This is a genomic window from Streptomyces sp. HUAS YS2 (assembly GCF_033343995.1).
Lineage (GTDB): Bacteria > Actinomycetota > Actinomycetes > Streptomycetales > Streptomycetaceae > Streptomyces > Streptomyces solicathayae.
This window is the reverse complement of record NZ_CP137573.1, coordinates 1332076-1357644: the sequence shown is the minus strand read 5'-3', so window position 1 is coordinate 1357644 and position 25569 is coordinate 1332076. Positions and strand designations below refer to the sequence as shown.

The 25569-nt window shown below is 73.1% G+C and carries 22 protein-coding genes; 14 read left to right on the top strand and 8 right to left on the bottom strand.

The features are described 5' to 3' along the window. Positions 1 to 23 precede the first annotated feature (23 nt). From R2D22_RS06275 to R2D22_RS06260, 4 genes are all read left to right on the top strand, one after another. Entirely contained in the window at positions 24 to 2036 is a 2013-nt protein-coding gene (locus tag R2D22_RS06275; RefSeq protein WP_318101791.1) for a Xaa-Pro dipeptidyl-peptidase, read from the top strand. Beyond that, complete coding sequence (locus R2D22_RS06270) at positions 2033 to 3379, top strand: M14 family metallopeptidase (RefSeq protein ID WP_318101790.1); 1347 nt, start codon at positions 2033 to 2035, stop codon at positions 3377 to 3379. The genes R2D22_RS06275 and R2D22_RS06270 overlap by 4 nt, the downstream gene beginning before the upstream one ends. 83 nt (positions 3380 to 3462) lie before the next feature. Continuing rightward, positions 3463 to 5181: a BCCT family transporter gene (locus tag R2D22_RS06265; RefSeq protein WP_411976984.1), complete on the top strand. Its 1719-nt coding sequence runs from the start codon at positions 3463 to 3465 to the stop codon at positions 5179 to 5181. Positions 5182 to 5277: 96 nt separating this feature from the next. Then, a complete protein-coding gene (locus tag R2D22_RS06260; protein ID WP_318101788.1) occupies positions 5278 to 5589 on the top strand; it encodes a hypothetical protein in 312 nt (103 codons plus the stop codon). A gap of 139 nt (positions 5590 to 5728) precedes the next feature. Here the strand turns inward: R2D22_RS06260 and R2D22_RS06255 are convergent, their stop codons facing one another. Then, positions 5729 to 6676 carry an NAD(P)/FAD-dependent oxidoreductase gene (locus R2D22_RS06255; protein WP_318101787.1) on the bottom strand — a complete coding sequence of 316 codons (948 nt, stop codon included), beginning with the start codon at positions 6674 to 6676 and terminating at the stop codon, positions 5729 to 5731. A gap of 68 nt (positions 6677 to 6744) precedes the next feature. Here R2D22_RS06255 and R2D22_RS06250 point away from each other — a divergent pair, with 68 nt between their 5' ends. The 3 genes from R2D22_RS06250 (at position 6745) to R2D22_RS06240 (ending at position 9986) form a co-directional block, all read left to right on the top strand. Further along, entirely contained in the window at positions 6745 to 7779 is a 1035-nt protein-coding gene (locus R2D22_RS06250; protein WP_318101785.1) for an oxidoreductase, read from the top strand. Between the two features lie 159 nt (positions 7780 to 7938). Then, positions 7939 to 9576: an ABC-F family ATP-binding cassette domain-containing protein gene (locus R2D22_RS06245; RefSeq protein WP_318101783.1), complete on the top strand. Its 1638-nt coding sequence runs from the start codon at positions 7939 to 7941 to the stop codon at positions 9574 to 9576. Next, positions 9576 to 9986, top strand: coding sequence for a HEAT repeat domain-containing protein (locus R2D22_RS06240; protein ID WP_318101782.1), 411 nt, complete (start codon positions 9576 to 9578; stop codon positions 9984 to 9986). The genes R2D22_RS06245 and R2D22_RS06240 overlap by 1 nt, the downstream gene beginning before the upstream one ends. Before the next feature lie 60 nt (positions 9987 to 10046). Here the strand turns inward: R2D22_RS06240 and R2D22_RS06235 are convergent, their stop codons facing one another. Both R2D22_RS06235 and R2D22_RS06230 read right to left on the bottom strand, forming a co-directional pair. Further along, positions 10047 to 12479, bottom strand: a complete 2433-nt coding sequence (locus tag R2D22_RS06235; RefSeq protein ID WP_318101780.1) for a Tex family protein — start codon at positions 12477 to 12479, stop codon at positions 10047 to 10049. An 86-nt stretch (positions 12480 to 12565) separates the two neighbouring features. Continuing rightward, positions 12566 to 13432 carry an SCO6745 family protein gene (locus tag R2D22_RS06230; RefSeq protein WP_318101779.1) on the bottom strand — a complete coding sequence of 289 codons (867 nt, stop codon included), beginning with the start codon at positions 13430 to 13432 and terminating at the stop codon, positions 12566 to 12568. Between the two features lie 122 nt (positions 13433 to 13554). Here R2D22_RS06230 and R2D22_RS06225 point away from each other — a divergent pair, with 122 nt between their 5' ends. Further along, the gene (locus R2D22_RS06225; RefSeq protein ID WP_318101777.1) at positions 13555 to 14568 is read left to right on the top strand and encodes a GlxA family transcriptional regulator; all 1014 of its coding nucleotides are present in this window, start codon (positions 13555 to 13557) and stop codon (positions 14566 to 14568) included. Between the two features lie 28 nt (positions 14569 to 14596). Next, on the top strand, positions 14597 to 15232 hold the full coding sequence (locus R2D22_RS06220; protein WP_318101775.1) for a DJ-1/PfpI family protein: 636 nt from the start codon (positions 14597 to 14599) through the stop codon (positions 15230 to 15232). A gap of 1 nt (position 15233) precedes the next feature. Here the strand turns inward: R2D22_RS06220 and R2D22_RS06215 are convergent, their stop codons facing one another. After that, positions 15234 to 15977, bottom strand: a complete 744-nt coding sequence (locus R2D22_RS06215; protein ID WP_318109602.1) for an enoyl-CoA hydratase/isomerase family protein — start codon at positions 15975 to 15977, stop codon at positions 15234 to 15236. Positions 15978 to 16235: 258 nt separating this feature from the next. On the opposite strand from R2D22_RS06215, the gene R2D22_RS06210 reads away from it, so the two are divergent. After that, complete coding sequence (locus R2D22_RS06210; RefSeq protein WP_318101774.1) at positions 16236 to 16748, top strand: ATP-binding protein; 513 nt, start codon at positions 16236 to 16238, stop codon at positions 16746 to 16748. Here R2D22_RS06210 and idi read toward each other — a convergent pair. The 4 genes from idi to galE form a co-directional block, all read right to left on the bottom strand. After that, positions 16714 to 17322, bottom strand: coding sequence for an isopentenyl-diphosphate Delta-isomerase (gene idi / locus R2D22_RS06205; protein ID WP_318101772.1), 609 nt, complete (start codon positions 17320 to 17322; stop codon positions 16714 to 16716). The two genes, R2D22_RS06210 and idi, sit on opposite strands and share 35 nt — an antisense overlap. Before the next feature lie 154 nt (positions 17323 to 17476). Then, on the bottom strand, positions 17477 to 18730 hold the full coding sequence (locus tag R2D22_RS06200; RefSeq protein WP_318101771.1) for a bifunctional class I SAM-dependent methyltransferase/N-acetyltransferase: 1254 nt from the start codon (positions 18728 to 18730) through the stop codon (positions 17477 to 17479). Between the two features lie 171 nt (positions 18731 to 18901). Then, the gene (locus R2D22_RS06195) at positions 18902 to 19843 is read right to left on the bottom strand and encodes a cation diffusion facilitator family transporter (protein WP_318101770.1); all 942 of its coding nucleotides are present in this window, start codon (positions 19841 to 19843) and stop codon (positions 18902 to 18904) included. A 155-nt stretch (positions 19844 to 19998) separates the two neighbouring features. Next, positions 19999 to 20982: a UDP-glucose 4-epimerase GalE gene (galE, locus tag R2D22_RS06190; protein ID WP_318101768.1), complete on the bottom strand. Its 984-nt coding sequence runs from the start codon at positions 20980 to 20982 to the stop codon at positions 19999 to 20001. Between the two features lie 250 nt (positions 20983 to 21232). On the opposite strand from galE, the gene R2D22_RS06185 reads away from it, so the two are divergent. From R2D22_RS06185 to R2D22_RS06170, 4 genes are read left to right on the top strand one after another with little or no spacing between them, the layout of a single operon-like run. Beyond that, complete coding sequence (locus R2D22_RS06185; protein WP_318109600.1) at positions 21233 to 23020, top strand: DUF5941 domain-containing protein; 1788 nt, start codon at positions 21233 to 21235, stop codon at positions 23018 to 23020. Next, on the top strand, positions 23017 to 23754 hold the full coding sequence (locus R2D22_RS06180; RefSeq protein WP_318101767.1) for a phosphocholine cytidylyltransferase family protein: 738 nt from the start codon (positions 23017 to 23019) through the stop codon (positions 23752 to 23754). Before R2D22_RS06185 ends, R2D22_RS06180 begins: the two co-directional genes overlap by 4 nt. Next, the gene (locus tag R2D22_RS06175; protein WP_318101765.1) at positions 23742 to 24803 is read left to right on the top strand and encodes an iron-containing alcohol dehydrogenase family protein; all 1062 of its coding nucleotides are present in this window, start codon (positions 23742 to 23744) and stop codon (positions 24801 to 24803) included. Before R2D22_RS06180 ends, R2D22_RS06175 begins: the two co-directional genes overlap by 13 nt. Continuing rightward, a complete protein-coding gene (locus R2D22_RS06170) occupies positions 24781 to 25560 on the top strand; it encodes a CDP-alcohol phosphatidyltransferase family protein (protein ID WP_318101764.1) in 780 nt (259 codons plus the stop codon). The genes R2D22_RS06175 and R2D22_RS06170 overlap by 23 nt, the downstream gene beginning before the upstream one ends. Positions 25561 to 25569 lie beyond the last annotated feature (9 nt).

The window sequence follows — 25569 nt, the reverse complement described above, 5'->3', positions numbered from 1 at the left end:
GGACCGGGGTACGTTCCGTGCTCATGCCGATACGTGTACGGAGAACCCGTAGAGCTCGTACCTCGTGCAGAACCCTGGTGGCGGCGACCGCCGTCCTGCTGACCTCCCTGGTCGCGCCCTCCGGCGCGGCCCAGGCGACCGTCCGACCTGCCGCGCAGGTACGGGAGTCGCAGCCCGTCCACTCGTACGCCGACGCGATCCGCGAGTCCGTCTGGGTGGACACCGGCCTCGACGGGGACGGCGACGGCCGCACCGACCGCGTGGCCGCCGACATCGTCCGGCCGCGCGAACCCGCCGCCGCCGGGCGGAAGATCCCGGTCGTCATGGATGCCAGCCCGTACTACTCCTGCTGCGGACGCGGCAACGAAGGTCAGCGGAAGACCTACGACGCCGACGGAAATCCCGTCCAGTTCCCGCTCTACTACGACAACTTCTTCGTGCCCCGCGGCTACGCCTTCGTCGCCGTCGACCTGGCCGGAACCAACCGCTCCGACGGCTGCGACGACGTCGGCGGTCGCTCCGACATCCAGTCCGCCAAGGCCGTCGTCGACTGGCTGAACGGCCGGGCCCGCGGCTACACCACCCGCACCGGCGGCGAACGCGCCCGCGCCACGACCTGGTCCACCGGCGCCGTCGGCATGATCGGCAAGAGCTGGGACGGCACCATCGCCAACGGCGTCGCCGCCACCGGAGTCGAGGGGCTGAAGACCATCGTGCCGATCGGCGCGATCTCGTCCTGGTACGACTACTTCCACTCCCAGGGCGCCCCGCTCTACAACGCCAACCCCAGCTGGCTCTCCGAGTACGTCAACAGCCCCGAGGCACAGGCCCGTTGCGGCGCCGTGCAGGACCGGGTCACCGCAGGCACCCCGTACAGCGGCGACTGGACCCGCGCCTGGACCGAGCGGAACTACGTCCCCGACGCCTCGCGCGTGAAGGCCAGCGTCTTCGTCGTGCACGGACAGCAGGACCTCAACGTCCGGGCCAACCACTTCGGTCAGTGGTGGGACGCGCTCGCCGCGCAGGGCGTCGAGCGCAAGATCTGGCTCTCGCAGACCGGCCACGTCGACCCCTTCGACTTCCGCCGCGCCGACTGGGTGCGCACCCTGCACCGCTGGTTCGACCACTACCTGCTCGGCTACGACAACGGCATCGACCGCGAGCCCATGGCCGACATCGAGCGCGCCCCCGACCGCTGGTCCACCGACCGCGTCTGGCCGCCGCGCGCCGCCTCCCCGACCACCCTGCGCCCCGGGACCGGCGCCGCACCCGGCGTGGGCACCCTCACCGCGAGCCGCGCCCCGGCGGGCGCGACCGAGACCTTCACCGACGACCCGGCACTCGGCGAGACCGACTGGGCCGCGCAGATCGACCGCTCCACCCCCGCCAAGGCCGGCTTCGTCACCGTCCCGCTCACCCGTGACCTGCGGCTGTCCGGCCCGTCGACGGTGACCGTGCGGGCCACGCCGACCACCACCACGGCGCACCTGTCCGCCGTCCTGGTCGACCTCGGCCCGGACACGATCCGGGACTACGCGGCCGCCGGCGAGGGCATCACCACGCTCCCCGAGCGGACCTGCTGGGGCGCGAGCACCCCCGGCGACAGCGCCTGCTTCAAGGAGACCCGGTCCCGGACCGCGGACGTCGGGTACACGGTCGTCAGCCGCGGCTGGGCGGACCTCGGCACCTGGGCCGACCCGGGCGAGCAGCGCCCGCTGACGCCCGGCCGGGCGTACCCGTTCACCCTGAAGCTCGCCTCCGCCGACCACGTCGTCCCGGCCGGCCACCGGCTCGCCCTGATCATCGGCGGTACGGACAAGGACCTGCTCGACCCGCCCTCGACCACCCCGACGGTCACCCTCGACCTGGCCCGCACCGACGCGCGGCTGCCGCTGGTCGGCGGGTCCGAGGCGTTCGCCCGGGCTACCGCGGGCTCCTCGTCCGCCGCCCGCCCGGCCCCCGGCACCGCGCCGCCGCTCAGCGGCGTCGCCGGACCGCGCACCGACCGCCCGATCCCGGAAGGGGCCGCCCGATGACCGCCCGCACGACCCGGACGCGAACCCGGGCCCTTTCCCGGACCCGCACCCGAACGCGCGCCCTCGTCCTGGCGGCGACCGTCGCCGCGCTCGGCCTGCCCCTGCTCAACGCCCCCGCGCAGGCCGCCGACTCGCCCGCTGCCACCCCGCTGCCGCGCACCGGCTTCGAGACGAGCGCGGGCGCCCGCTGGACCACCGAGGCAGAGGAGAGCGCCTTCCTGGCCGCCGTCGACCGGGCCAGCGACCGGGTGGCGACCCGGGTCATCGGGACCACCGGCCAGGGCCGCCCCCTCCGGCTCGTCACCGTCGGCGGCGGTACGACCGCGAACACCATGCTGCTGATCTGCAGCCAGCACGGCGACGAGCCGTCCGGCCGGGAGGCCTGCCTCACCACCGTCCGCGACCTCGCCCACGCCACCGACCCGGAGACCCGGCGCTTCCTCGCCCGCACCACCGTTCTCGTGGTCCCCACGGCCAACCCCGACGGCCGGGCCGCCGACACCCGAGGCAACGGCGACGGCGTCGACGTGAACCGCGACCACATCGCCCTGAAGACCGCCGAGGGCCGCGCCATGGCCGCCGTGATCCGGGACCGGCGGCCGGACGTGATCTACGACCTGCACGAGTACGGCGGCACCTCGCCCTACTACGACAAGGACCTCCTCGCCCTCTGGCCGCGCAACCTCAACACCGACCCGGACGTGCACGCCGAGGCGGACACCCTCTCCGAGCGGTACGTCCGCCCCGCAGCGGGCGCGGCCGGCTTCAGCAGCGGCATCTACGGCCTGTGGACCGACCCGCTCACAGGCGAGACCATCAAGCAGGTCGCGGGCGACGGCCAGGAGCGCATCCTGCGGAACACCGCCGGGATCAAGCACGCCGTCGGCCTGCTGGTCGAGACCCGGGTCGAACCCCTGACGGACGCGGAGAAGGCGGATCCGGCGCTCAACCAGCGCCGCCGGGTCCACACCCAACTCGCCGCCCTGAGGGGCGCGCTCTCGTTCGTCGACGAGCGGCGCGGCCCGATCGAGGCGGCCACCTCCGCGGCCCGGCAGGTCGGCCTCGCGGACCGCGGACCGGTCTACCTGGGCGGCGCCGACAACGACCCGGCGGAACCGGCCGAGATCGTCCAGGACCCGCCCTGCGGATACCGGCTCGACGCCGCGCAGTACGCGGAGTTCGCCGACGAGCTCGCCCTGCACGGTGTCTCCGTCCGGCGCTCCGGTGACGGTGACGGAGCGTACGTACCGCTGCGGCAGTCGCAACGGGCTCTTGTGTCGCTGCTCCTCGACGAACGGGCGGCATATCGGATCACAACGGGGCAAGCCGTCAACGCCTGTTGATCCCGGGAGTTCGGCACCGCATGTGCTAGGCGTTACGGAGCGCGCAATTCCGCGCTCCGCGACCCCTGCGAAAGGTGCCTGAAGTGACGCACGATCAGCCGGGACCGGACAGGTCCCGGGAGGGGGGCCGGGCGGGGCTGCCGGTGACGGCGGACCTCCCCGGTTTCCCCGAGCACCAGCACCACGCCCGCACCGACCGCATCGTCTTCGGTGTCACCGCGGTGCTCACCGTCGCCTTCGTCCTGTGGGGCGCGATCGCCACGGACAGCCTGGAGAGCGCGTCCAGCTCGATGCTCTCCGGGCTGATCCGCAACGGCGGCTGGGCGTTCATGCTGGCCGCGTCCGGCTTCGTCGTCTTCGCCCTCTGGCTGGCGATCAGCCGCTACGGCCGGATCACCCTCGGTCAGGAGACCGAGGGGCCGGAGTTCCGCACGGTGTCCTGGATCGCCATGATGTTCAGCGCCGGCATGGGCATCGGCCTGATGTTCTACGGCGTGAGCGAACCCCTCGCGCACTACGACACCCCGCCGCCCGGCACCCACCCCACGGACTCGGCCGAGCGCATGCAGATCGCGATGGCCACCACCCTGTTCCACTGGACGCTCCACCCCTGGGCGATCTACGCCGTGGTCGGCCTGGCCATCGCGTACTCGACCTTCCGGCGCCGCAGGCGGCAGACCATCAGCGCCGTGTTCGTCCCGCTGATCGGGGAGCGGCACGCGTACGGGGCCGGCGGCCGGATCATCGACATCCTGGCCATCTTCGCGACCCTGTTCGGCTCGGCCGCCTCGCTGGGGCTGGGCGCGCTGCAGATCGGCAGCGGCGTCCAGGAACTGGGCTGGATGGACAAGGTCAGCACCGGGCTGCTCGTCGGCATCATTGCCGCGCTGACCGTCGCCTTCGTGCTGTCCGCGGTCTCCGGTGTGGAGAAGGGCATCCAGTGGCTCTCCAACACCAACATGGTGCTCGCGCTGGTGCTCGCCGTCTTCGTGTTCGTCGCCGGACCCACCATCATCGTGCTCGACCTGCTGCCCACGTCGATCGGCGCGTACCTCGGCGAGCTGCCGCAGATGGCCGGCCGGACCGAGGCGGCCGGTGGCGAGAACGTGGCCGACTGGCTGGGCAGTTGGACGGTGTTCTACTGGGCGTGGTGGATCTCCTGGACGCCCTTCGTGGGCATGTTCATCGCCCGGATCAGCCGCGGCCGGACGATCCGTCAGTTCGTCGGCGGGGTCATCCTGGTGCCGAGCGCGGTCAGCCTGGTCTGGTTCGCGGTCTTCGGCGGCTCGGCGATGAAGCTGGAGGAGCGCGGTGAGCTGGGCGCCGAGGACACCCCCGAGGGCCAGCTCTTCGGCCTGCTGCAGCAGTTCCCGATCCCGACCGCGATGAGCCTGCTGGTGATGGTGCTCGTCGGGATCTTCTTCGTCTCCGGTGCGGACGCGGCGTCGATCGTGATGGGCACGCTGTCGCAGCGCGGGTCCTTCGAACCGACCCGGCTCGTCGTGGTCTTCTGGGGCGTACTGACCGGCGCCGTCGCGGCGATCATGCTGCTCATCGGCAACGGGCAGGGCGATGCGCTCGCCGGGCTGCAGAACCTGACGATCCTGGTCGCCGCGCCGTTCGTCCTGGTGATGATCGGCATGTGCGTGGCCTTGATGCGGGACCTGCGCAGGGACCCGCTGATCGTCCGCGGCGAGGTCGGCGTCGAGGTCGTCGAGCTCGCGGTGATCGCCGGGCACCAGAAGTACGACGGCGACTTCGAGCTGCGGATCGGGCCGGGGGGCTCGGGCGAGCCGCGGTGAGGGCGCGGATCATGTCGGGCTACCGTGAGTGACCGGCGTTGACCACGCCGTCATCGTTCGACGGGTCCTGAGGACCCCGGAGTTGGAGCCCCACCCATGCGTCGCATTCTGACGACCTTCGCCGCGTCGACCCTCGCGGCCGGCACCGTGCTGCTCGGCACGGACGCCCTGAACGCCCCCGCCACCGTTTCCTCGGAGCGCTTCGCGCCCGTGGGCGGGGAAATGACCTGTGACATCCCGGCGATGCGCGCCGACATCAGCAGGGAGCGCGACAGGGCCGCGCAGCTCGACCGGCTGGGGGAGAACGACGCCGCCGGCCGCGCCCGTGCCCGCGCCGACGCGACGGAGCGCCTCATGAACGCGTGCATCGCCGCGGAACGGGACCTGTCCGGTCCGGGCTGGAGGTAGCCGTCGGAACCCGGCCACCCGGCCGCCCGCCTGTCCGGCCGCCCGCCTGTCCGGCCGCCCGCCTGCCCGGCCGCCGGGCGGGGCGGGCGACCGTGCGAGGTCGGCGGTGTGGTTGTCGGTCGGCGCGGCACCCGGGCCGTCAGGCCAGAGCGGCCGCCGCCCGGGCGCAGCCCCAGGCGACGGTGACCCCGGCGCCCCCGTGGCCGTAGTTGTGCACGAGGCGCCCGCCGTTCGACAAGGGCTCCGTCGCGATCCGCACCCCGCCCGCGCGGGACGGCCGCAGGCCCACCCGGTGGCCGATGACCCGGGCCTCCGCGATCTCCGGGCGGATCCGCGCGCACCGGGCGATGATCGCCGCCGCCGTCGCCTCGTCCGGAGCGGTCCGCGCGTCGCCCTCCTCCGCCGTCCCGCCCAGCACCAGCCGCCCCGGCTGTGGGAAGTAGTACGTCGTCGCGCTCGACGCCGGATCGGCCGCCGTGAACCACTCCTCGATCCCCGGGTTCTCCACCAGTACCAACTGCCCCCGCACCGGCCGCAGTCCGTCGTCCGGCGCCAGCGTGCGGGCCGCGAGACCCGTGCAGTCGACCACCACCGGCGCGTCGGCCTCCGCGAACGACGTGATCGCGCGCCGCTCGACCGTCCCGCCGGCCGTCACCAACCGGTCCGTCAGCCAGCCCAGATGGACCGGCATGTCGATCAGCGGCAGCCGCGCCGCCAGCCCCGTCGCGTACGGCCCCGGCACCTCCTCCGGGCGCGCCCGCCGCAGCCCGGACACCTCGGCGGACCAGGAGCCGAGCCCGTCGAGGTCGACGTCCGCGTGGACGCCGTCCACCATCCGCACCCCGGTACGCTCCGGCTCGGCCGCCAGGTCCTCGTACACCCGCAGCGAGGCGAGGGACCAGGTGCCGACCTCGGCCTCCGGTTCGATCCGGTACGGCCACCACAGCGCACCGGCCACCGCCGACGTCGTCTCCCCGGGGGCGTCCCGCGTCCACACCCGGACCCGCCGGCCGCGCTCCGCCAGCGTCACCGCCGTCGTCAGGCCCACGACCCCACTGCCCACCACGATCACATCGTCGCCGCTCATGGCCGGACCGTAACGCCGATCCGCCGCCTCCGTGCTCACATCGGCCCGGACGTGGGGATACTCCCCCCATGGCAGCCGAGTACGCGACGTTCGCCCTGGCCCCGGCGGTACGCGCCGGCGGCGTCCTGGTCCGGGGCGCCCAGAAGCTCCACCGTGAGTTCCTCGACTTCGTCGTCGACGGACGGCCGCTGCTCCAGGAACTCTCCGAGCTGGACGCCGTCTCGCCGCTCGCCGCGGACGTGCCGCCGGAGATCTTCGGCGAGGACGTCCGCCGGCTCCTGCTGGAGGCCGAGCCGCCGCTCGCCGGCGGGCGTTGCGTCCTGTACGCCTGCCCCGAGTGCGCGGGGCTCGACTGCGGCGCCGTCACGGCGGTCGTGGAGCGCGACGGGGACGCGGTCGTCTGGCGCGACTTCGCCTGGCAGACGGACGAGGACGTCGACCTGGAGCGCGACGGCTACCACGGCATCGGCCCGTTCCGGTTCCGTGCCGACGAGTACCGGGCCGCGCTGGCGCCGCTGCTCGCGGCGGGGCGGCCGGCCCGGCCGCGGGTGCTGCTCGTCGGAGCGCGTGCCACGGGCCTTGGCCGGCTCGCCGCCGCGCTGCGGTCCATCGGCATCGGCGCCGACATCGCGCAGGACGCCGAGGGCGTCACGGCGGAGGAGCTGCGCGGGTACGGGGCGGTCGCCTTCGGCCCGGAGGTCGGCGAGCCGGTACGGGGCGCCGTCCGCCAGGCCTTCGCCCGGGCGGGCGCCGCGGACGTCGCGTACGTGGACGGCCTCGCGCCGGTGATCCCGCTCCTCGTCGCCCAGATCGAGCACGCCCTGGACCGAACCCCAACCGAGCTCCGCCGGGTGACCCGCCTGGAGGCGTCCTCGGGGGAAGCGGTCCTGGAGGTGACGGCCCCCTGCCGCGTCACGCTGCTCGCCTACCGCACGGGCCTCCTGAACCGCACCCGAGTCCACCTCCTCCACGACGAGATCCTTGCCCCCGGCACCCACCGGATCCCCCTGACCCCCCACCCCCTGAAAGGCCGCAGCTACATCCTGGCCCGCACCACGTCGAACGTCCCGGTCCCGCCGGTGACGTACGACCCGCCGCGTTAGAGGCGACGGGAGCCCGGGACAGCCGCCCGACCCGGCCGGGCTCGGGTCCTGGCTTCGCCGGGCTCGCTGCTGGTGCGTCCTTTGTGGTGCCGGGGCGCGTTCACCGCGCCGACCCGGCCGTCCCGGCCGCGGGCGTCCTGACCTAGGATGCTTTCCCTGATGACTGCAACCCTCGTCGCCAAGGATCTCGCCGCCGGGCACGGCGAACGCTCGCTCTTCGCCGGGCTCGATCTGGTCGTCGCCCCCGGCGACGTCATCGGGCTCGTCGGTGTCAACGGGGCCGGGAAGTCCACGCTGCTGCGGCTGCTCGCGGGGCTCGACACGCCGGAGGAGGGCGGGGTCACGCTCTCTCCGCCCAGCGGGACCGTCGGGCACCTGCCGCAGGAGCCCGAGCGCAGGGAGGGGGAGACCGTGCGCGGGTTCCTCGCCCGTCGTACCGGTGTCGCCGCCGCGCAGGCCGCCATGGACGAGGCCACCCAGGGCCTCGTCGACGGCGCGCCCGGCGCCGACGACGCGTACGCCGTGAGCCTCGAGCGCTGGCTCGACCTCGGCGGCGCCGACCTCGACGAGCGCGCCGAGGAGGTCGCCGACTCCCTCGGCCTCACCGTCGGCCTCGACCACCCCATGACCGCGCTCTCCGGCGGCCAGGCCGCCCGCGCCGGACTCGCCTCGCTGCTCCTCTCCCGGTACGACGTCTTCCTGCTCGACGAGCCGACCAACGACCTCGACCTCGACGGCCTGGAGCGGCTCGAGGCCTTCGTGCAGGGCCTGCGTGCCGGCACCGTCGTGATCAGCCACGACCGCGAGTTCCTCACCCGGACCGTCACCAAGGTCCTCGAACTCGACCTGGCCCAGCAGCAGATCACCCTCTACGGCGGTGGCTACCAGGCGTACCTGGAGGAGCGGGACACCGCCCGCCGGCACGCCCGCGAGGAGTTCGAGGAGTACGCCGACAAGAAGGCCGCCCTCGAAGGCCGCGCCCAGATGCAGCGCTCCTGGATGGACAAGGGCGTCAAGAACGCCCGCCGCAAGGCGACCGACAACGACAAGATCGGCCGCAAGTTCCGCAGCGAGTCCAGCGAGAAGCAGGCCGCCAAGGCCCGCCAGACCCAGCGCGCGATCGAGCGCCTGGAGGTCGTCGACGAGCCCCGCAAGGAGTGGGAGCTCCGTATGGAGATCGCCACCGCCCCGCGCTCCGGCTCGGTCGTCGCGACCCTGCGCGACGCCGAGGTCCGCCGGGGCGACTTCCGCTTCGGGCCGGCCTCGCTCCAGATCGACTGGGCGGACCGCGTCGCCATCACCGGCGCCAACGGCGCCGGCAAGTCGACCCTGCTCGCCGCCCTGCTCGGCCGCCTCCCGCTGGACTCCGGTCACGCCTCCCTCGGCTCCGGCGTCGTCGTCGGCGAGGTCGACCAGGCCCGCAAGCTCTTCCACGGCTCGGAGTCGCTGCTGGACGCGTTCTGTGCGGCCGTCCCGGACACCGAACCGGCCGACGTGCGGACCCTGCTCGCCAAGTTCGGCCTCAAGGCCGACCACGTGCTGCGCCCGGCGACCACGCTCTCCCCGGGCGAGCGCACCCGCGCCGCTCTCGCCCTGCTCCAGGGCCGGGGGGTGAACCTGCTGGTCCTGGACGAGCCGACCAACCACCTGGACCTGCCGGCCATCGAACAGCTCGAGTCCGCAATGGACTCGTACAACGGCACCCTGCTCCTGGTCACCCACGACCGGCGGATGCTGGACGCCGTCCGCACGACGCGCCGCCTGGAGGTCGCGGCCGGAAAGGTGATCGAGCACTGATGAACGCGACGGACCCGAGGATCGAGCGGCTGCTCGTCATGCTGGACGACCTCGACGCGGACGTGGACGAGACCATCGACCTGGCAGACGAGCTCGCCGCCACCGGCGACCCGTCCCTGCTGCCGCACCTCGAAGCGGGTCTCGACCGGGCCCTGACCGACCGGAACTTCTACGCCCGCGAGGTGCTCGGCGGCATGATCGGCACGATCGGCGGGCCGGACACCCTGCCGCTCCTGGTCCGCGCCTCCGCCGTGGACCTGGGCGACGACCAGGACGGCCTGGCGACCGAGATCGCCGACCTCGTCACCGCCGATCCGAAGAAGGCCCGCACCCTCCTCCAGCCCCTCCTCACGGACGACGACCTGACCGTCGTCAACCGCGCGGACTGGGCCCTGAGGTTCGCGGGGTAGCCCCGAACAACGACGCAGGGCCCGGCCGGAAGGCCGGGCCCTGCGTCGTTCACGTCGCCGTCAGCGACCGCCGCGGCGCTTCCCGCCGCCGCCCTCGTTCAGCAGACCCGCCTTGCGCAGGGCGTCCGCCATCGCGCTGTTCGCCGGGGCGGGAGCCTGCGAGCGCCCCCGGTCCCGGTCGCCGCCCCGGGCGGCACCGCCACCGTTGCCGCCACCGTTGCCGCCCCCGCCGCGCCGCTGCTGCGGCGGCCGGCCGCCCCGCTCGCGCTCACCGCGCTGCCGCTTCGGCGCGCCCGCGCCGGTCTCCGCCGCCGCCTCGTCGTCCAGCCGCAGCGTCAGCGAGATCCGCTTGCGCGGGATGTCGACGTCCAGCACCTTCACCTTCACCACGTCGCCGGGCTTCACCACGTCCCGCGGGTCCTTGACGAAGGTCTTCGACAGCGCGGACACGTGCACCAAACCGTCCTGGTGCACGCCGATGTCCACGAACGCGCCGAACGCCGCCACGTTCGTGACGACACCCTCCAGGACCATCCCCGGCGCGAGGTCGCCGAGCTTCTCGACGCCCTCCTTGAAGGTCGCCGTCTTGAACGCCGGCCGCGGGTCACGGCCCGGCTTCTCCAGCTCGCGCAGGATGTCGGTGACCGTCGGCAGACCGAAGGTCTCGTCGACGAAGTCGTCCGCCCGTAGCGACCGCAGCACACCCGTGTTGCCGATCAGCGCCGCGACCTCGCCGCCCGAGGTCTTCACCATCCGCCGCACCACCGGGTACGCCTCGGGGTGCACGCTCGACGCGTCCAGCGGGTCGTCGCCGCCCCGGATGCGCAGGAAGCCCGCGCACTGCTCGTACGCCTTCGGGCCGAGCCGCGCCACGTCCTTCAGGGCCTTGCGGGACCGGAACGGGCCGTTGGCGTCGCGGTGCGCCACGATGTTCTCGGCCAGGCCCGCGCCGATCCCGGAGACCCGCGAGAGCAGCGGCGCGGAAGCGGTGTTGACGTCCACGCCGACGCCGTTGACACAGTCCTCGACCACCGCGTCCAGCGAACGCGACAGCTTCACCTCGGACAGGTCGTGCTGGTACTGGCCGACGCCGATCGACTTCGGGTCGATCTTCACCAGCTCCGCCAGCGGGTCCTGCAGCCGCCGCGCGATCGAGACCGCACCGCGCAACGACACGTCCAGGCCCGGGAGTTCCTGCGAGGCGAACGCGGAGGCGGAGTAGACCGAGGCGCCGGCCTCGGAGACCATCACCTTCGTCAGCTTCAACTCCGGGTGCTTGGCGATGAGTTCACCGGCCAGCTTGTCCGTCTCGCGGGACGCGGTGCCGTTGCCGATGGCCACCAGCTCGACCGCGTGCTCCTTCGCGAGCCGCGCCAGCTTCGCCAGCGACTCGTCCCACTTGTTCGCCGGGACGTGCGGGTAGATCGTGTCAGTGGCCACCACCTTGCCGGTCGCGTCGACCACGGCGACCTTCACGCCGGTGCGGAAGCCGGGGTCGAGGCCCAGCGTCGCCCGGGTGCCGGCGGGGGCGGCGAGCAGCAGGTCGCGCAGGTTCGCCGCGAAGACGCGTACCGCCTCGTCCTCCGCAGCGGTGCGCAGCCGCAGCCGCAGGTCGATGCCGAGGTGCACCAGCATTCGGGTGCGCCAGGCCCAACGCACCGTGTCCAGCAGCCACTTGTCGCCCGGACGACCCCGGTCGGCGACCCCGAAGCGGTGCGCGACGATCGGCTCGTACGACGACGGACCGTCGGTGGGCTCCTCCGGCTCCAGCTCCAGGGTGAGGACGTCCTCCTTCTCGCCGCGCAGCATGGCGAGGATCCGGTGCGAGGGCAGCGCGGTGAACGGCTCGGCGAAGTCGAAGTAGTCGGCGAACTTCGCGCCCGGCCCCTCCTTGCTGTCGCCTTTGCCCTCCCTGACCTTCGCGACCAGCCGGCCCCGGCCCCACATCTGCTCCCGCAGTTCGCCGATCAGGTCGGCGTCCTCCGAGAACGTCTCGGTGAGGATCGCGCGGGCGCCCTCCAGCGCGGCGGCGCCGTCCGCTACGCCCTTGTCCGCGTCCACGAACGCCGCGGCCGCGGCGAGCGGCTCCACCGACGGGTCGGCGAGCAGCCCTTCGGCCAACGGCGCGAGCCCGGCCTCGCGGGCGATCTGCGCCTTGGTGCGCCGCTTCGGCTTGAACGGCAGGTAGATGTCCTCCAGGCGCGCCTTGGTGTCGGCGGCCCGGAGCTGGGCCTCCAGCTCCTCGGTCAGCTTGCCCTGCTCGCGCACGGAGTCGAGGATCGCGGTCCGCCGGTCCTCCAGCTCCCGCAGGTAGCGCAGCCGTTCCTCGAGCGTGCGCAGCTGCGCGTCGTCGAGCATCTCCGTCGCTTCCTTGCGGTAGCGCGCGATGAACGGCACGGTCGACCCGCCGTCGAGCAGGTCGACGGCCGCCTTCACCTGTCGCTCGCGTACGCCGAGCTCCTCGGCGATCCTTGCTTCGATGGACGTCGTCACGGTGTCCCGACTCGCCTTCTCGTGCCTCAAGCTTGCGAGTGCATTCTGCCGGGTCGGCCGACGCAACACCGCACGCGCCCCGCCGCTCAGCCCTTGCCGATGAGGTCGCCCGGGAACGCGCCCGCGACGGCGGCCGTGATGAGGAAGCCGCGGCCCAGCTCGGTGAGCCGCTCGACGCCTGCCGCGCCCAGGTGCTCGTACGGGGCGGAGTCCAGCCGGTCGGTCTGCTCCTCGGTCTCCTCGCGCAGGGCGACGCCGGCGGCCGTCAGCTCGCCCTCGGCGTCGAGCAGCCCGCGCGAGCGCAGCCGCTCGGCCGCCGCCTCCCAGTCGGCGCGCCGCCAGCCGCGGCTCGACAGCACCCAGCGCGGCGACATGCCCTTGCCGGTGGCGGTGTGGCTGACCAGGGCCTCCACCGGGTCGAGCCCGGCGGCAAGGAGTGCCGCGAGGTGCCCGTCGCCGCGGTGCTCGCGCAGCAGGGTGGTGGCGTGCCAGAACCGCAGGTGCGGGGCGTCCGGCACGGGCAGGTCGGCGTTGGCGGCGTACAGCGGGCGGGCGTGTCCGGTGCACGCCTCGGCGGCGCGCAGCGCCAGCTCGGCGGCCTCGGCCAGCTCCGCGGACGCGAGCGTCTCCTCGCCGAGCAGCCGGCGCAGCGTGGCGTCGACGACGCGCAGCCGGGCGTCGAGCACGGCGGCGGGGGAGGCGGTGTCCCAGACGGCCGGGAAGTGCTGCGCGAGCAGTGCGTGGTTGTAGTTGTAGAAGGTCGCCGCCACCGTGCCGGGGCCGACGGCGCCCAGGGGGGCGCTCCGCGCGGCCAGCCGGATCGCGTTCGGGTCGGTGAACCCGAGGGCCGAGAGCTCCCGGTCCAGATCCGGCGAGAAGAACAGCGTGGCGTGCAGCGAGTTCAGCGACGAGGCACAGCGGCGGCCCGCGCGCGGCGGCAGAAGGGTGCTCATGCACGGCACGTTACCGACTGGTCGGTATCGACCGGAAGCCCGGGTGTCGGGTCGAACGCGATGGCAGGAAAGGTGGGGCCTTCGTCATTGCGGCCATCGGCGGCGGAGCGAACGATGGAGGCATGACGCAGCGACCCGTTCTCGTCGTCCTCTTCGACGACGTGCAGAGCCTCGACGTCACCGGCCCCGTCGAGGTGTTCGCCGGTGCCGCCCGGTCCGCCGGGGACCCTGGCGCGTACCCGATCCGCACCGCCTCGCTGGACGGCGGACCGGTCCGTACCCAGAGCGGGCTGCGGCTGCTGCCCGACGCCTCCCTCGCCGAGGCGGTCGCCGACGGGCCGCCGCACACCCTGATCGTCCCGGGCGGCGAGGGCACGCGTACGCCCGAGCCGGCGCTGATCGACTGGCTGCGCGCGCACGCCCCGCACGCCGAACGCCTCGTCTCCGTCTGCACCGGCGCGCTGCTGCTGGCCGAGGCCGGGCTGCTCGACGGGCACCGTGCCACCACCCACTGGGTCGCCTGCGACCACCTCGCCCGCTGCTACCCCGAGGTGGACGTCGACCCCGACCCGATCTTCGTCAGGGACGGCCGGCTGTCCACCTCCGCCGGCGTCACCGCCGGCATCGACCTCGCCCTCGCCCTGGTCGAGGAGGACCTCGGCCACGACGCGGCCCTGACCGTCGCCCGTCACCTGGTCGTCTTCCTGCGCCGCCCGGGCAACCAGGCCCAGTTCAGCGCCCAGCTGTCCGCGCAGACCGCCCGCCGCGCCCCGCTGCGCGACCTCCAGCACTGGATCAGCGAGCACCCCGGCGCGGACCTGTCCGTCGAGACCCTGGCCGCCCGTGCCCGGATGTCGCCGCGGCACTTCGCCCGCGCGTTCCGCTCCGAGACCGGGACGACCCCGGGCCGGTACGTCGACCGGGTCCGGCTGGAACACGCCCGCAGGCTCCTGGAGGAGACCGCCGGCGGCGTCGAGGAAGTCGCCCGGACGGCCGGCTACGGCACGCCCGAGGCGATGCGCCGCGCCTTCGTCAAGGCGCTGGGCACCCCGCCCGCCGACTACCGCCGCCGCTTCCACGCCCGCGCGACCGAGACCACCACCACACCCACGACCACCGTCAGTACTCATCACTGACACCAGCACCCGTCATCGGAGGGGAACCATGCAGATCGCCGTGCTGCTCTACGACAACTTCACCACGCTCGACGCGGTCGGCCCGTACGAGCTCCTGGGCCGTCTGCCCGGGGCCGAGACGGTCTTCGTCGCCAAGGAACCCGGCCCGGTCCGCAACGACCAGGGCAGCCTCGCCCTCGTCGCCGACAAGGCCCTCGCCGACGTCCCGCACCCGGACATCGTCCTGGTCCCGGGCGGCGACGGGACGCGCGAGGCCATGCAGGACGAGGCGATCCTCGCCTGGCTGCGCACGGCCGACGCGACCAGCACCTGGACCACCTCTGTGTGCACGGGCTCGCTGGTCCTGGGTGCGGCCGGGCTGCTCGAGGGCCGCCGGGCCACCAGCCACTGGCTCGCGCTGGACGTCCTGCCGCTGCTCGGCGCCGAACCCACCGGCGAGCGGGTCGTGTTCGACGGCAAGTACGTCACGGCCGCCGGCGTCTCGTCCGGCATCGACATGGCGCTGCACCTGCTCGGCCGGATCGGCGGCGACGAGGCCGCGCAGACGGTCCAGCTGCTGACCGAGTACGACCCGCAGCCGCCGTACGACGCGGGCTCGCCGGAGAAGGCGCCGGCCGAGATCGTCGCGTACTGGCGCCGTCAGGAGCTCGTGAACGTCGGCTGAGTCAGAGCCCGTACGTGAAGCGCGGCGGACGGCGCTCCAGGAAGGCCGCGACGCCCTCCGCGGTGTCGCCGCTGCCGCGCGCCTCGTCCGCCCAGTGGGCGTCCCGGTCCGTGCGGCCGTCGGCGAACTCCTTCGCCGCGGCCTGCGTGAGCAGCGAGCGCGAGGCGAGCACGCGGGTGAACTCGGCGACCCGCTTGTCGAGTTCGCCGACCGCGAGCACCTCGTCGACCAGCCCGGTGCGCAGCGCTCGCTCGCTGTCGATCAACTCGCCTGAGAAGAGCAGGTACTTGGCGGCGGCCGGGCCCACCAGGGCGGCGAGCCGCCGGGTCGACGACGCGGGGTAGACGATGCCCAGCTTCGCCGGGGTCACCCCGAACCGCGCGCCCTCCTCTGCGAACCGCAGGTCGCACGCGGCCGCCAGTTGGCTGCCGCCGCCCACGCAGAAGCCGCGCACCGCCGCCAGTGTGGGCTTCGGGAAGGCGGCGAGCGCGTCCTCGGCCCGTACCGCGAGGGACTGCTGCTCGTCGCCGGGCTCGCGCAGGGTGGAGATGTCAGCCCCGGCGCAGAACGTGTCGCCGGCCCCGGAGAGCACCAGCGCCCGGACGGCGGGGTCGGCCGCCAGCTGTCCGAGCAGGCCGGGCAGCGCGCGCCACATCCCGGCCGTCATGGCGTTGCGCTTGGCGGGGTTGGTGATCACGACGGTCGCGATGCCGTCGGCGACGGAGTGCTTCAGCTGCGGCTCGATGGGCTCCATGCCCGGATGTTATCCGGGAGACCTAAGCGCACGCTCAGGAGGGGTGTCGCTGAGGACGCACAGGCGGATACGTCCGGTAACCCGTCACCGGAGGGTCAGGCGCAGTCGAACAACTGACGCGGGCATACTCAAGCGATCAGAAAGTGGTCGATACGTGTCGACTTCTGGTCAGTAGCCCGGTCCGTACCAGGGGAATGTTCAAGACTCGACCTCGTGGCGACAATCGAGCACGAGGGTGGGAGCCGGACTATGGAGAGCCGCGGGAGCGTCCCCGCCCGGCCACCGTCCTACGAGGGTGTCTGGCGCTTCACCGCCCCTGCGGTCGACGTCTCCGTGCCGCAGGCCCGGCACGCCGTCCGCGACCTGATCGGCCGGCAGGGCGTCCCGGCCCACGACGACACCGTGCAGGGCCTGCTCCTGATCGTCTCCGAGCTGGTCACCAACGCGGTCAAGCACGCGGCGCTGCTCTCCCCGGAGATAGCGGTCGAGGTCGCGATCGGCGCCGAGTGGATCCGGGTGTCGGTCGAGGACAACCACCCGTACCGACCCAAGGCGCTGGAGGCCGACTACGCGCAGACCGGCGGCCGGGGACTCCTGCTGGTGCGGGAGATCGCCCTGGAGGCCGGAGGGGCCTGCGACGTCGAGCACACCGCGAGCGGCGGCAAGATCATCTGGGCGGCGCTGCCCCTCGCCCCGCAGGTGCCGGGGCAAGGGGCGGCGCCCGAGGTCACCAGCCCCCGGCCGGACCCGTCAGTTCCTTGATCGCCGGACGCGCGGCGTCCAGCACGGTCATGAACCAGGCCGAGAACGGCGCCGAGGCGTGCCGCTCCGTCAGCTCCGCCGCCGTCACGAACGCGGTGTCCTCGATCTCCTCCGGGTCCGGCCGCAGCGGCCCCTGCACCATGCCCACGAACAGATGGTTGAACTCCTGCTCCACCAGGCCCGACGCCGGGTCCGGGTGGTTGTAGCGGACGGTGCCCGCCTCCGCCATCAGCGACGGGGAGACGCCCAGCTCCTCGTGCGTCCGCCGGGCCGCCGCCGCGAACGGCGCCTCGCCCGGGTAGGGGTGGCCGCAGCAGGTGTTCGACCAGACGCCGGGGGAGTGGTACTTGCCGAGGGCCCGGCGCTGCAGCAGCAGCCGGCCCGACTCGTCGAAGAGGAACACGGAGAACGCCCGGTGCAGCCGGCCCGGAGCCAGGTGCGCGGAGAGCTTCTCGGCGGTCCCGATCGTCCTGCCGTCCTCGTCGACCAGTTCGAGCATGATCGACGGCTCGACTCCGCTCGGCTGGACGCCGTTCGACGAGGTGTGCGCCGCGGTTGCGGGTGTGGTCGGCATACTCATCCTTCGCTTCGGTCCTCGGCCCGGTGGGGCTCGTCCAGTCTGCCGTACAAGAACGGCATGTCCCCATTTCGGCGGCCGGACGGGTCAGCTCCCGCCGTACCGGAGTACACGCGGTGCACCCACACGTACGACGGGAGCGGACGGAGCATCAGACCCCGAAGGCCGCCGGGTAGTGGATCATGCCCAGCGGAAGCGGAGCGGAACCGTCCAGTGCCAGCGCCATCATGGCCTCGTCCGGAACCTCGAAGCCCGGCCGGATCCCGTACTCCGACGCCCGGACGAAACCGAACCTCGGGTAGTACTCCGGGTGCCCGAGCACCAGCACGAGCCGCTCCCCGCGCAGCCGCGCCGCGTCGAGCACGGCCCGGACCACGGCCTCGCCGGCCCCCTGCCGCTGGAAGGCGGGTGCGACGGCGACCGGCGCCAGCGCGGCGGCCGGCTCGCCGCCGACCGTGCACCGGGTGATCAGCGCGTACCCGGCGACGGTGCCGTCCGGGGCCTCGGCGACGTACGACAGGCCCGGCAGCCAGGCTTCCGGGTCCTCGCGCAGGGCGTCGACGAGCCCGGCCTCCTCCGCGGTCGCGAAGGCCGCCGTGTTGATCTCCCGTACGCCGGCGACGTCCGCGGCCGTCTCTTCCCGGGTGCTCCAGCGGTCGTCCGCCCGCCGCAGCACGTAGCCGGTGTAGCCGTACTCGGCGCCGTGCTCGCGGCGCATCGCGATCTCCGCGCGGGTGGCCGCCAGAGCCTCGGCCATGCCGGGGGCCGACGGGTCCGCGGCGTCGGCCCGCTCGCCCAGTGGGCCGTAGTACGCCTCCCAGTCGCTCTCCGGCTGGGGTACGACGCCGAGGACGTGGTACCCGGCGGCGACCGTCGCCGCGGTGTTCTCGGCGGTGGTGCGGAGCGTGTAGTGCTGGTCCCAGAAGGCGCGCGCCTCCGGGCCGGGGGCGCCGGTGGTCCATTCGCACTCGGTGAGCACGAGCGTCCCTCCGGGCGCGAGCAGCCCGCGCCACGCGCGCAGGGCGGTGTCGAAGCCGATCACGTAGGCCGAGCTCTCCGCCCAGATCAGGTCGAACGACCCGTCCGGGAGGTCGAGCGCGCCCATGTCGGCCTCGACCGTGTGCACCGAGCCGCCCAGCCCGCGGGCCTCGGCGGCCGTGCGCAGCTCGTCCAGGAACGGCCGGTGCAGGTCGACGGCCGTGACCTCGGCGCCCGCCTCGGCCGCGAGCAGCAGCGCGCTGCGGCCCGGGCCGCAGCCCAGGTCGAGCACGCGCGGACGCGCGGGAAGCGGGCCGCAGAGCGAGAGCAGCCGGCGGGTGGTGGAATCGGAGCCCGGGCCCTGCCGCGGCAGACCGTGGTGCAGGGCGAAGAAGGCGTCGTACAGAGCGTTGTTGTTGTCGGACAACGTGGGAAACCCTTGTGTGAGAGGGTCCCGGCCGACGTGGTGTCAGGTCAGCCGGAGACCCGGAAGCTGAAGGCGGACCGGGCGCTGCCGAACACGGCAGCCTCCATCGCGACGGTCATCAACCTCAGCTCCTCTCCACACGCGTACGTACCCGACGAGGCTACCAGCGGCTCAGTGGCAGAGCCTCGCCTCGTGCTCCGCGTGACCCACCGGCTCCAGCTGGAAGGTGCAGTGCTCCACGTCGAAGTGGTCCCCCAGGCACCCCTGGAGGTCGTGCAGCATCTTCTCGTGGCCCACCGCGTCCAGCGCCTCCTGGTCGACCACCACGTGCGCGGAGAGCACCGGCATCCCGGAGGTGATCGTCCAGGCGTGCAGGTCGTGCACGTCCTGCACGCCGGGCAGCGCCACGATGTGGGCGCGCACCTCGGCCATGTCGACGCCCTTCGGCGCCGACTCCAGGAGCACGTCGAGGGTCTCGCGCAGCAGCTTCAGCGTGCGCGGCACGATCATCAGGCCGATCACGATCGAGGCGATCGGGTCCGCGTACTGCCAGCCGGTCGCCAGGATGATGCCGGACGAGATCAGCACCGTCACCGAGCCGAGCGCGTCCGCGAGCACCTCCAGATACGCGCCGCGCACGTTCAGGCTCTCCTGCTGGCCGCGCACCAGCAGCGAGAGGGAGATCATGTTGGCCACCAGGCCGACGAGCGCGAACGCGATCGCCAGGCCGCCCTTGGTCTCGGCGGGCTCGATGAACCGCTGCACCGCCTCGTACAGCACGTAGCCGCCGACGACGAGCAGCAGCAGACAGTTCGCGAGCGCGGCCAGGATCTCCGCCCGGGCGTAGCCGAAGGTGCGGTTCCCGGAGGGGGGCTTGTTGGCGAAGTGGATCGCGAGCAGGGCCATCGCCAGGCCCACCGCGTCGGTCGCCATGTGCGCCGCGTCGGCGATCAGCGCCAGCGAGTCCGCGACGATGCCGCCGACGACCTCCACCACCATCACCGAGAGCGTGATGGCGAGCGCGATGCGCAGCCGCCCGCGGTACGCGGCGGCCGCCGTGCCCGTCGGCGGCGGGCCGCCGTGGCTGTGCCCGTGGTCGTGTCCAGCCCCCATGACAAGGCCTCCCGGTCGTGTCGTCTCCTGTGCCCCGAGTGGCCAGTGAACTACGGGTGGGGGGTATCTGCAACACGGTACTGAACACCGTTGTCATGTGCTCTGACCTGCGGTTATGTCCGCAGGTCAGAGATCTTCCGATCGGGGCGCCCCGCTCAGCGGGCGGCGGCCTCCGGGTGGTGCAGCCGCCAGCCCTCCCAGGCCGACTCGACCATCTCGCGTACGTCGCGGCTCGCCGTCCAGCCCAGTTCCTCGGCGATCCGGTCCACCGAGGCGACCGCGCGGGCCGCGTCCCCCGGCCGGCGCCCCTCGACCACCGGCGTGCCCGTGAACCCGGTCACCTCGGCGACGAGATCGGCCAGCTCGCGCACCGAGACCCCGCGCCCGCGCCCGATGTTCACCGTCAGGTCCCCGGCGCCGCGCTGCGCCTCCAACCGGCGCGCGATCGCCAGATGGGCCTCGGCGAGGTCGGAGATGTGGATGTAGTCGCGGACGCAGGTGCCGTCCTCGGTCGGGTAGTCCGTGCCGAAGATCCGCGGGGCCTCGCCCCGGGTGATCCGGTCGAAGAACATCGGGATGATGTTGAACACCCCGGTGTCCGCCAGCTCCGGCCGGGCCGCGCCCGCCACGTTGAAGTAGCGCAGACAGGCCGTCGCGATGCCGTGCGCCTGCCCGGTCGCCCGCACCAGCCACTCGCCGGCCAGCTTGGTCTCGCCGTACGGGTTGATCGGCTCCGCCGGGGTCTCCTCGGTGATCAGCTCCACGTCCGGGACGCCGTACACCGCCGCCGAGGACGAGAACAGGAACCGCGGCACCCCGGCCGCGACCACGGCCTCCAGGAGCACGGTCAGCCCGTGCACGTTCTCCCGGTAGTAGTACAGCGGGCGCTCGACGGACTCCCCGACCTGCTTCTTCGCCGCGAGATGCACCACACCCGTCACATCGTGCTCGGCGAGGGTCCGGTCGAGGAGTTCCCGGTCGGCGATCGAACCCCGCACCAGCGGGACGCCCGCGGGCAGCCGCGTGGGAACGCCCGAGGTGACGTCGTCGAGCACGACGACCCGCTCGTCGGCGTCCGTCATGGTGTGCGCCACATGGGCCCCGATGTAGCCCGCTCCGCCCGTGATCAGCCAAGTCATGACAGCCACCCTAGGTCCTCCGGGGACGCGGTTTGTGGGCCGAGGTGTCGATCGCCCATGATGATCTCCACCACGGCCGCGCGGACCGGCGGGCGGGGACGCCCGGCAACCGACCGGGGGCGGCCGTAGCACAAAACCTCGGTGAACTCGCGCTTTCGTTCATCCGATAGCCTCAGCCGGCGAGCCGCCGCCCGGGTCACGGGCCCTGCCGCCGTGCCATCAGCCCTGTCAGCGCCAAGGAGTGAGTCGTCTGTCGACCGCCATCCTCACCGGCCCGCCGGTACCCGGATCGTCGCTCGACGGTGATCTGAAGTCGCTCGGCTTCGACGTCCAGGTCGCCTCCGGCCCCTCGGACGCGGCGGCGCTGCTCGCCGCCGTGCCGGCCGGACGTCGCGTCGCCGTCGTCGACCCCCGCTTCGTCGGACACCTGCACGCGCTGCGGCTGGCCCTCACCGACCCCCGCTTCCCCGCGGCCGCCGCCCCCGGCGCGCTCACCGCGCAGCCCGACGCCCGGCCGGCCCTGGAGCGGGCGCTGACCGCCGCCCCGGCGGACTCCGAGGCGCTGCCCGACACCCTCGCCGACGCGCTCGCCGCCGACGGCGTGGCCGTGCACCGCCCCGAGCTGGGCTCCCTGGTCGCCGCCGTGCCCGACGACTCCGAGAGCCGCCACCGGGCGCGCGCCGCCGTCGCCGAGGTCGACGACGAGGCGGTACGACTGCGCAACGCGGTCAAGGCCCACGACGGCTTCTTCACCACCTTCTTCATCAGCCCGTACTCGCGCTACATCGCCCGCTGGTGCGCCCGCCGCGGCCTGACCCCGAACCAGGTCACCACCGCCTCGCTGCTCACCGCCCTGATCGCGGCCGGCTGCGCCGCCACAGGCGACCGGGCCGGCTATGTCGCGGCCGGTGTGCTGCTGCTCGTCTCCTTCGTCCTGGACTGCACCGACGGGCAGCTCGCCCGCTACTCCCTGCAGTACTCGACGATGGGCGCCTGGCTCGACGCCACCTTCGACCGGGCCAAGGAGTACTCGTTCTACGCGGGCCTCGCCCTCGGCGCCGCCCGCAACGGCGACGACGTGTGGGTCCTGGCACTCGCCTCGATGGTCCTGATGACCTGCCGACACGTCGTGGACTTCTCGTTCAACGAGGCCAACCACGACGCCACGGCGAACACCAGCCCCACCGCGGCGCTCTCCGACAGGCTCGACAGCGTGGGCTGGACGGTCTGGGCCCGCCGCATGATCGTGCTCCCGATCGGCGAGCGCTGGGCCATGATCGCGGTCCTCACCGCCGTCACGACGCCGCGCGTCGTCTTCTGGGCGCTGATCATCGGCTGCTCCTTCGCCGCCTGCTACACCACCGCGGGCCGGGTGCTGCGCTCGCTGACCCGCAAGGCCCGGCGCACCGACCGCGCCGCACAGGCGCTGTACGACCTCACCGACACCGGCCCGCTCGCCGAGCTGGTGCGCGGGACGCTGATCCGCGTCGGCGCCAAGTCGCCGGGCACCCTCGGACTGGCCGTGCTGGCCTCCGCCCAGCTGATCTTCGCCGCCACCCAGCTGCCGGTCGGCAGCTGGGGCATGGTCCTCGCGGCCGGGATCTACGCCTTCTTCGCGGGCGGCGCCGTGATGGTTCCCCTCAAGGGCGCCCTCGACTGGCTGGTCCCGCCCGTCTTCCGGGCCGGCGAGTACGTGACCGTGCTGCTGCTCGCCGCCCGCTCCGACGTCCCGCACGCCGTTCCCGCGGCATTCGGGCTGATCGCGGCGGTCGCCTACCATCACTACGACACGGTGTACCGCATTCGCGGCGGCACCGGCGCGCCGCCCGCCTGGCTGGTGCGCACCATCGGCGGTCACGAGGGCCGCACGGTCCTGGTGGCCGTGCTCGCCGCCCTCACGGCGACCGCCGGCAGCGACTTCACCCTGGCGCTCACCGCCCTCGCGGCAGCCGTGGCGCTCGTGGTGCTCGTGGAGTCCATCCGCTTCTGGGTGTCGTCCGGAGCACCCGCCGTACACGACGAAGGAGAAACCGCATGATCGGCCTCGTACTGGCAGCCGGTGCAGGACGGCGTCTGCGCCCTTACACCGACACGCTCCCGAAGGCCCTCGTGCCCGTGGACGGCGAGACGACCGTGCTCGACCTCACCCTCGCCAACTTCGCCGAGGTCGGCCTCACCGAGGCCGCGATCGTCGTCGGCTACCGCAAGGAGGCCGTCTACGCGCGCAAGGAGGAGCTGGAGGCGAAGTACGGCCTGAAGCTCACCCTGATCGACAACGACAAGGCCGAGGAGTGGAACAACGCCTACTCCCTGTGGTGCGCCCGTGACGTCCTCAAGCGGGGCGTGATCCTCGCCAACGGCGACACCGTGCACCCGGTCTCCGTCGAGAAGACCCTGCTCGCCGCCCGCGGCGACGGCCAGAAGATCATCCTCGCCCTCGACACGGTGAAGCAGCTCGCCGACGAGGAGATGAAGGTCATCACCGCCGACGGCCAGGGCGTGCGGAAGATCACCAAGCTCATGGACCCGGCCACCGCCACCGGTGAGTACATCGGCGTCACCCTGATCGAGCCCGAGGCCGCCGAGGAGCTCGGCGACGCCCTCAAGGCCACCTTCGAGCGCGACCCCGACCTCTACTACGAGGACGGCTACCAGGAGCTCGTCCACCGCGGCTTCCAGATCGACGTGGCCCCCATCGGCGAAGTGAAGTGGGTCGAGATCGACAACCACGACGACCTCGCGAAGGGCCGTGAGATCGCGTGCCAGTACTGACCCGGCTCATTCCCTCGCCGGTCGTCGTCGACGTCAGCCGGGGTGCGATGGGGGACCTCGCCGGTCTCCTCGCCGACCAGCGGATCTCCGCCTCCGGCAAGCTCGCCTTCGCGATCAGCGGCGGCTCCGGTCAGAAGCTGCGCGAGAAGCTCGCGCCCGCCCTGTCCGGCGCCGACTGGTACGAGGTCTGCGACGGCACCCTGGACTCCGCGGTCAAGCTCGCCGACGACATCAAGGGCAACCGGTACGACGCCGTGGTCGGCCTCGGCGGCGGCAAGATCATCGACGTGGCGAAGTACGCCGCGGCGCGGGTCGGCCTGCCCATGGTCGCCGTCGCGACGAACCTGTCGCACGACGGCCTGTGCTCCCCGGTGTCGATCCTGGACAACGACAACGGCCGCGGCTCCTACGGCGTCCCGACCCCCATCGCGATGGTGATCGACCTGGACGTCGTCCGGGACGCCCCGGTCCGGTTCATCCGCTCCGGCATCGGCGACGCGATCTCCAACATCTCGGCCATCGCCGACTGGGAGCTGTCCCGCGACGTCAACGGCGAGCCCGTGGACGGCCTGGCCGCCGCCATGGCCCGCACCGCCGGCGAGTCGGTGCTCCGGCACCCCGGCGGCGTCGGCGACGACGAGTTCCTCACCGTCCTGTCCGAGGGCCTGGTGCTGTCCGGCATCGCCATGTCGATCTCCGGCGACACCCGCCCCTCGTCCGGCGCCTGCCACGAGATCAGCCACGCCTTCGACCTGCTCTACCCGGAGCGCTCCGCCGCCCACGGCGAGCAGGTCGGCCTCGGCGCCGCCTTCGCGATGCACCTGCGCGGGGCCGCCGAGGAGTCCGGCCTGTTCGCCGAGGTGCTGCGGCGGCACGGCCTGCCCGTCCTGCCCGAGGAGATGGGCTTCTCCGTGGACGAGTTCGTCGCCGCCGTCGCGTACGCGCCGCAGACCCGCCCCGGACGCTTCACCATCCTCGAGCACCTCGACCTCAACGACGACCAGATCAGGGACGCGTACGCCGACTATGCCAAGACCATCCGTAGCTGAACTCCGCCCGGTCGTGCACCCGGCGGGTGTGAAGGACCGGCGCAGCGGAGAGCACTGGGGCGGCCGCCTGTACATGCGCGAGATCTCGCTGCGCATCACCCGCCTCCTGGTCACCACCAAGGTCACGCCCAACCAGCTGACCTACGTGATGACCCTCAGCGGCGTCCTCGCCGCTCCGGCGCTGCTGATCCCCGGGATCTGGGGCGCCGTGCTGGGCGTGGTCGCGGTCCAGGGGTACCTGCTGCTCGACTGCGTCGACGGCGAGGTCGCGCGCTGGAAGAAGCAGTTCTCGCTGGCCGGCGTCTACCTGGACCGGGTCGGCGCGTACCTGTGCGACGCGGCGGTCCTGGTCGGCCTCGGCCTGCGCGCCGCCGACCTGTGGGGCACCGGCCGCATCGACTGGCTGTGGGCCTTCCTGGGCACCCTGGCCGCGCTCGGCGCGATCCTGATCAAGGCCGAGACCGACCTGGTCGGCGTGGCCCGGCACCAGGGTGGGCTGCCGCCGGTGAAGGAGGCGGCCTCCGAGCCGCGCTCCTCCGGCATGGCGCTGGCCCGCCGGGCCGCCGGCGCGCTGAAATTCCACCGGCTGATCCTCGGCATCGAGGCGTCGCTGCTGATCCTGGTCCTGGCGGTCGCCGACCACATCCGCGGCGATCTGTTCTTCACGCGCCTCGGGGTCGCGGTCCTGGCCGGCATCGCGCTGCTCCAGACGGTGCTGCACCTGGTGTCGATCCTGGCGTCGAGCAGGCTGAAGTGAGGACGACGA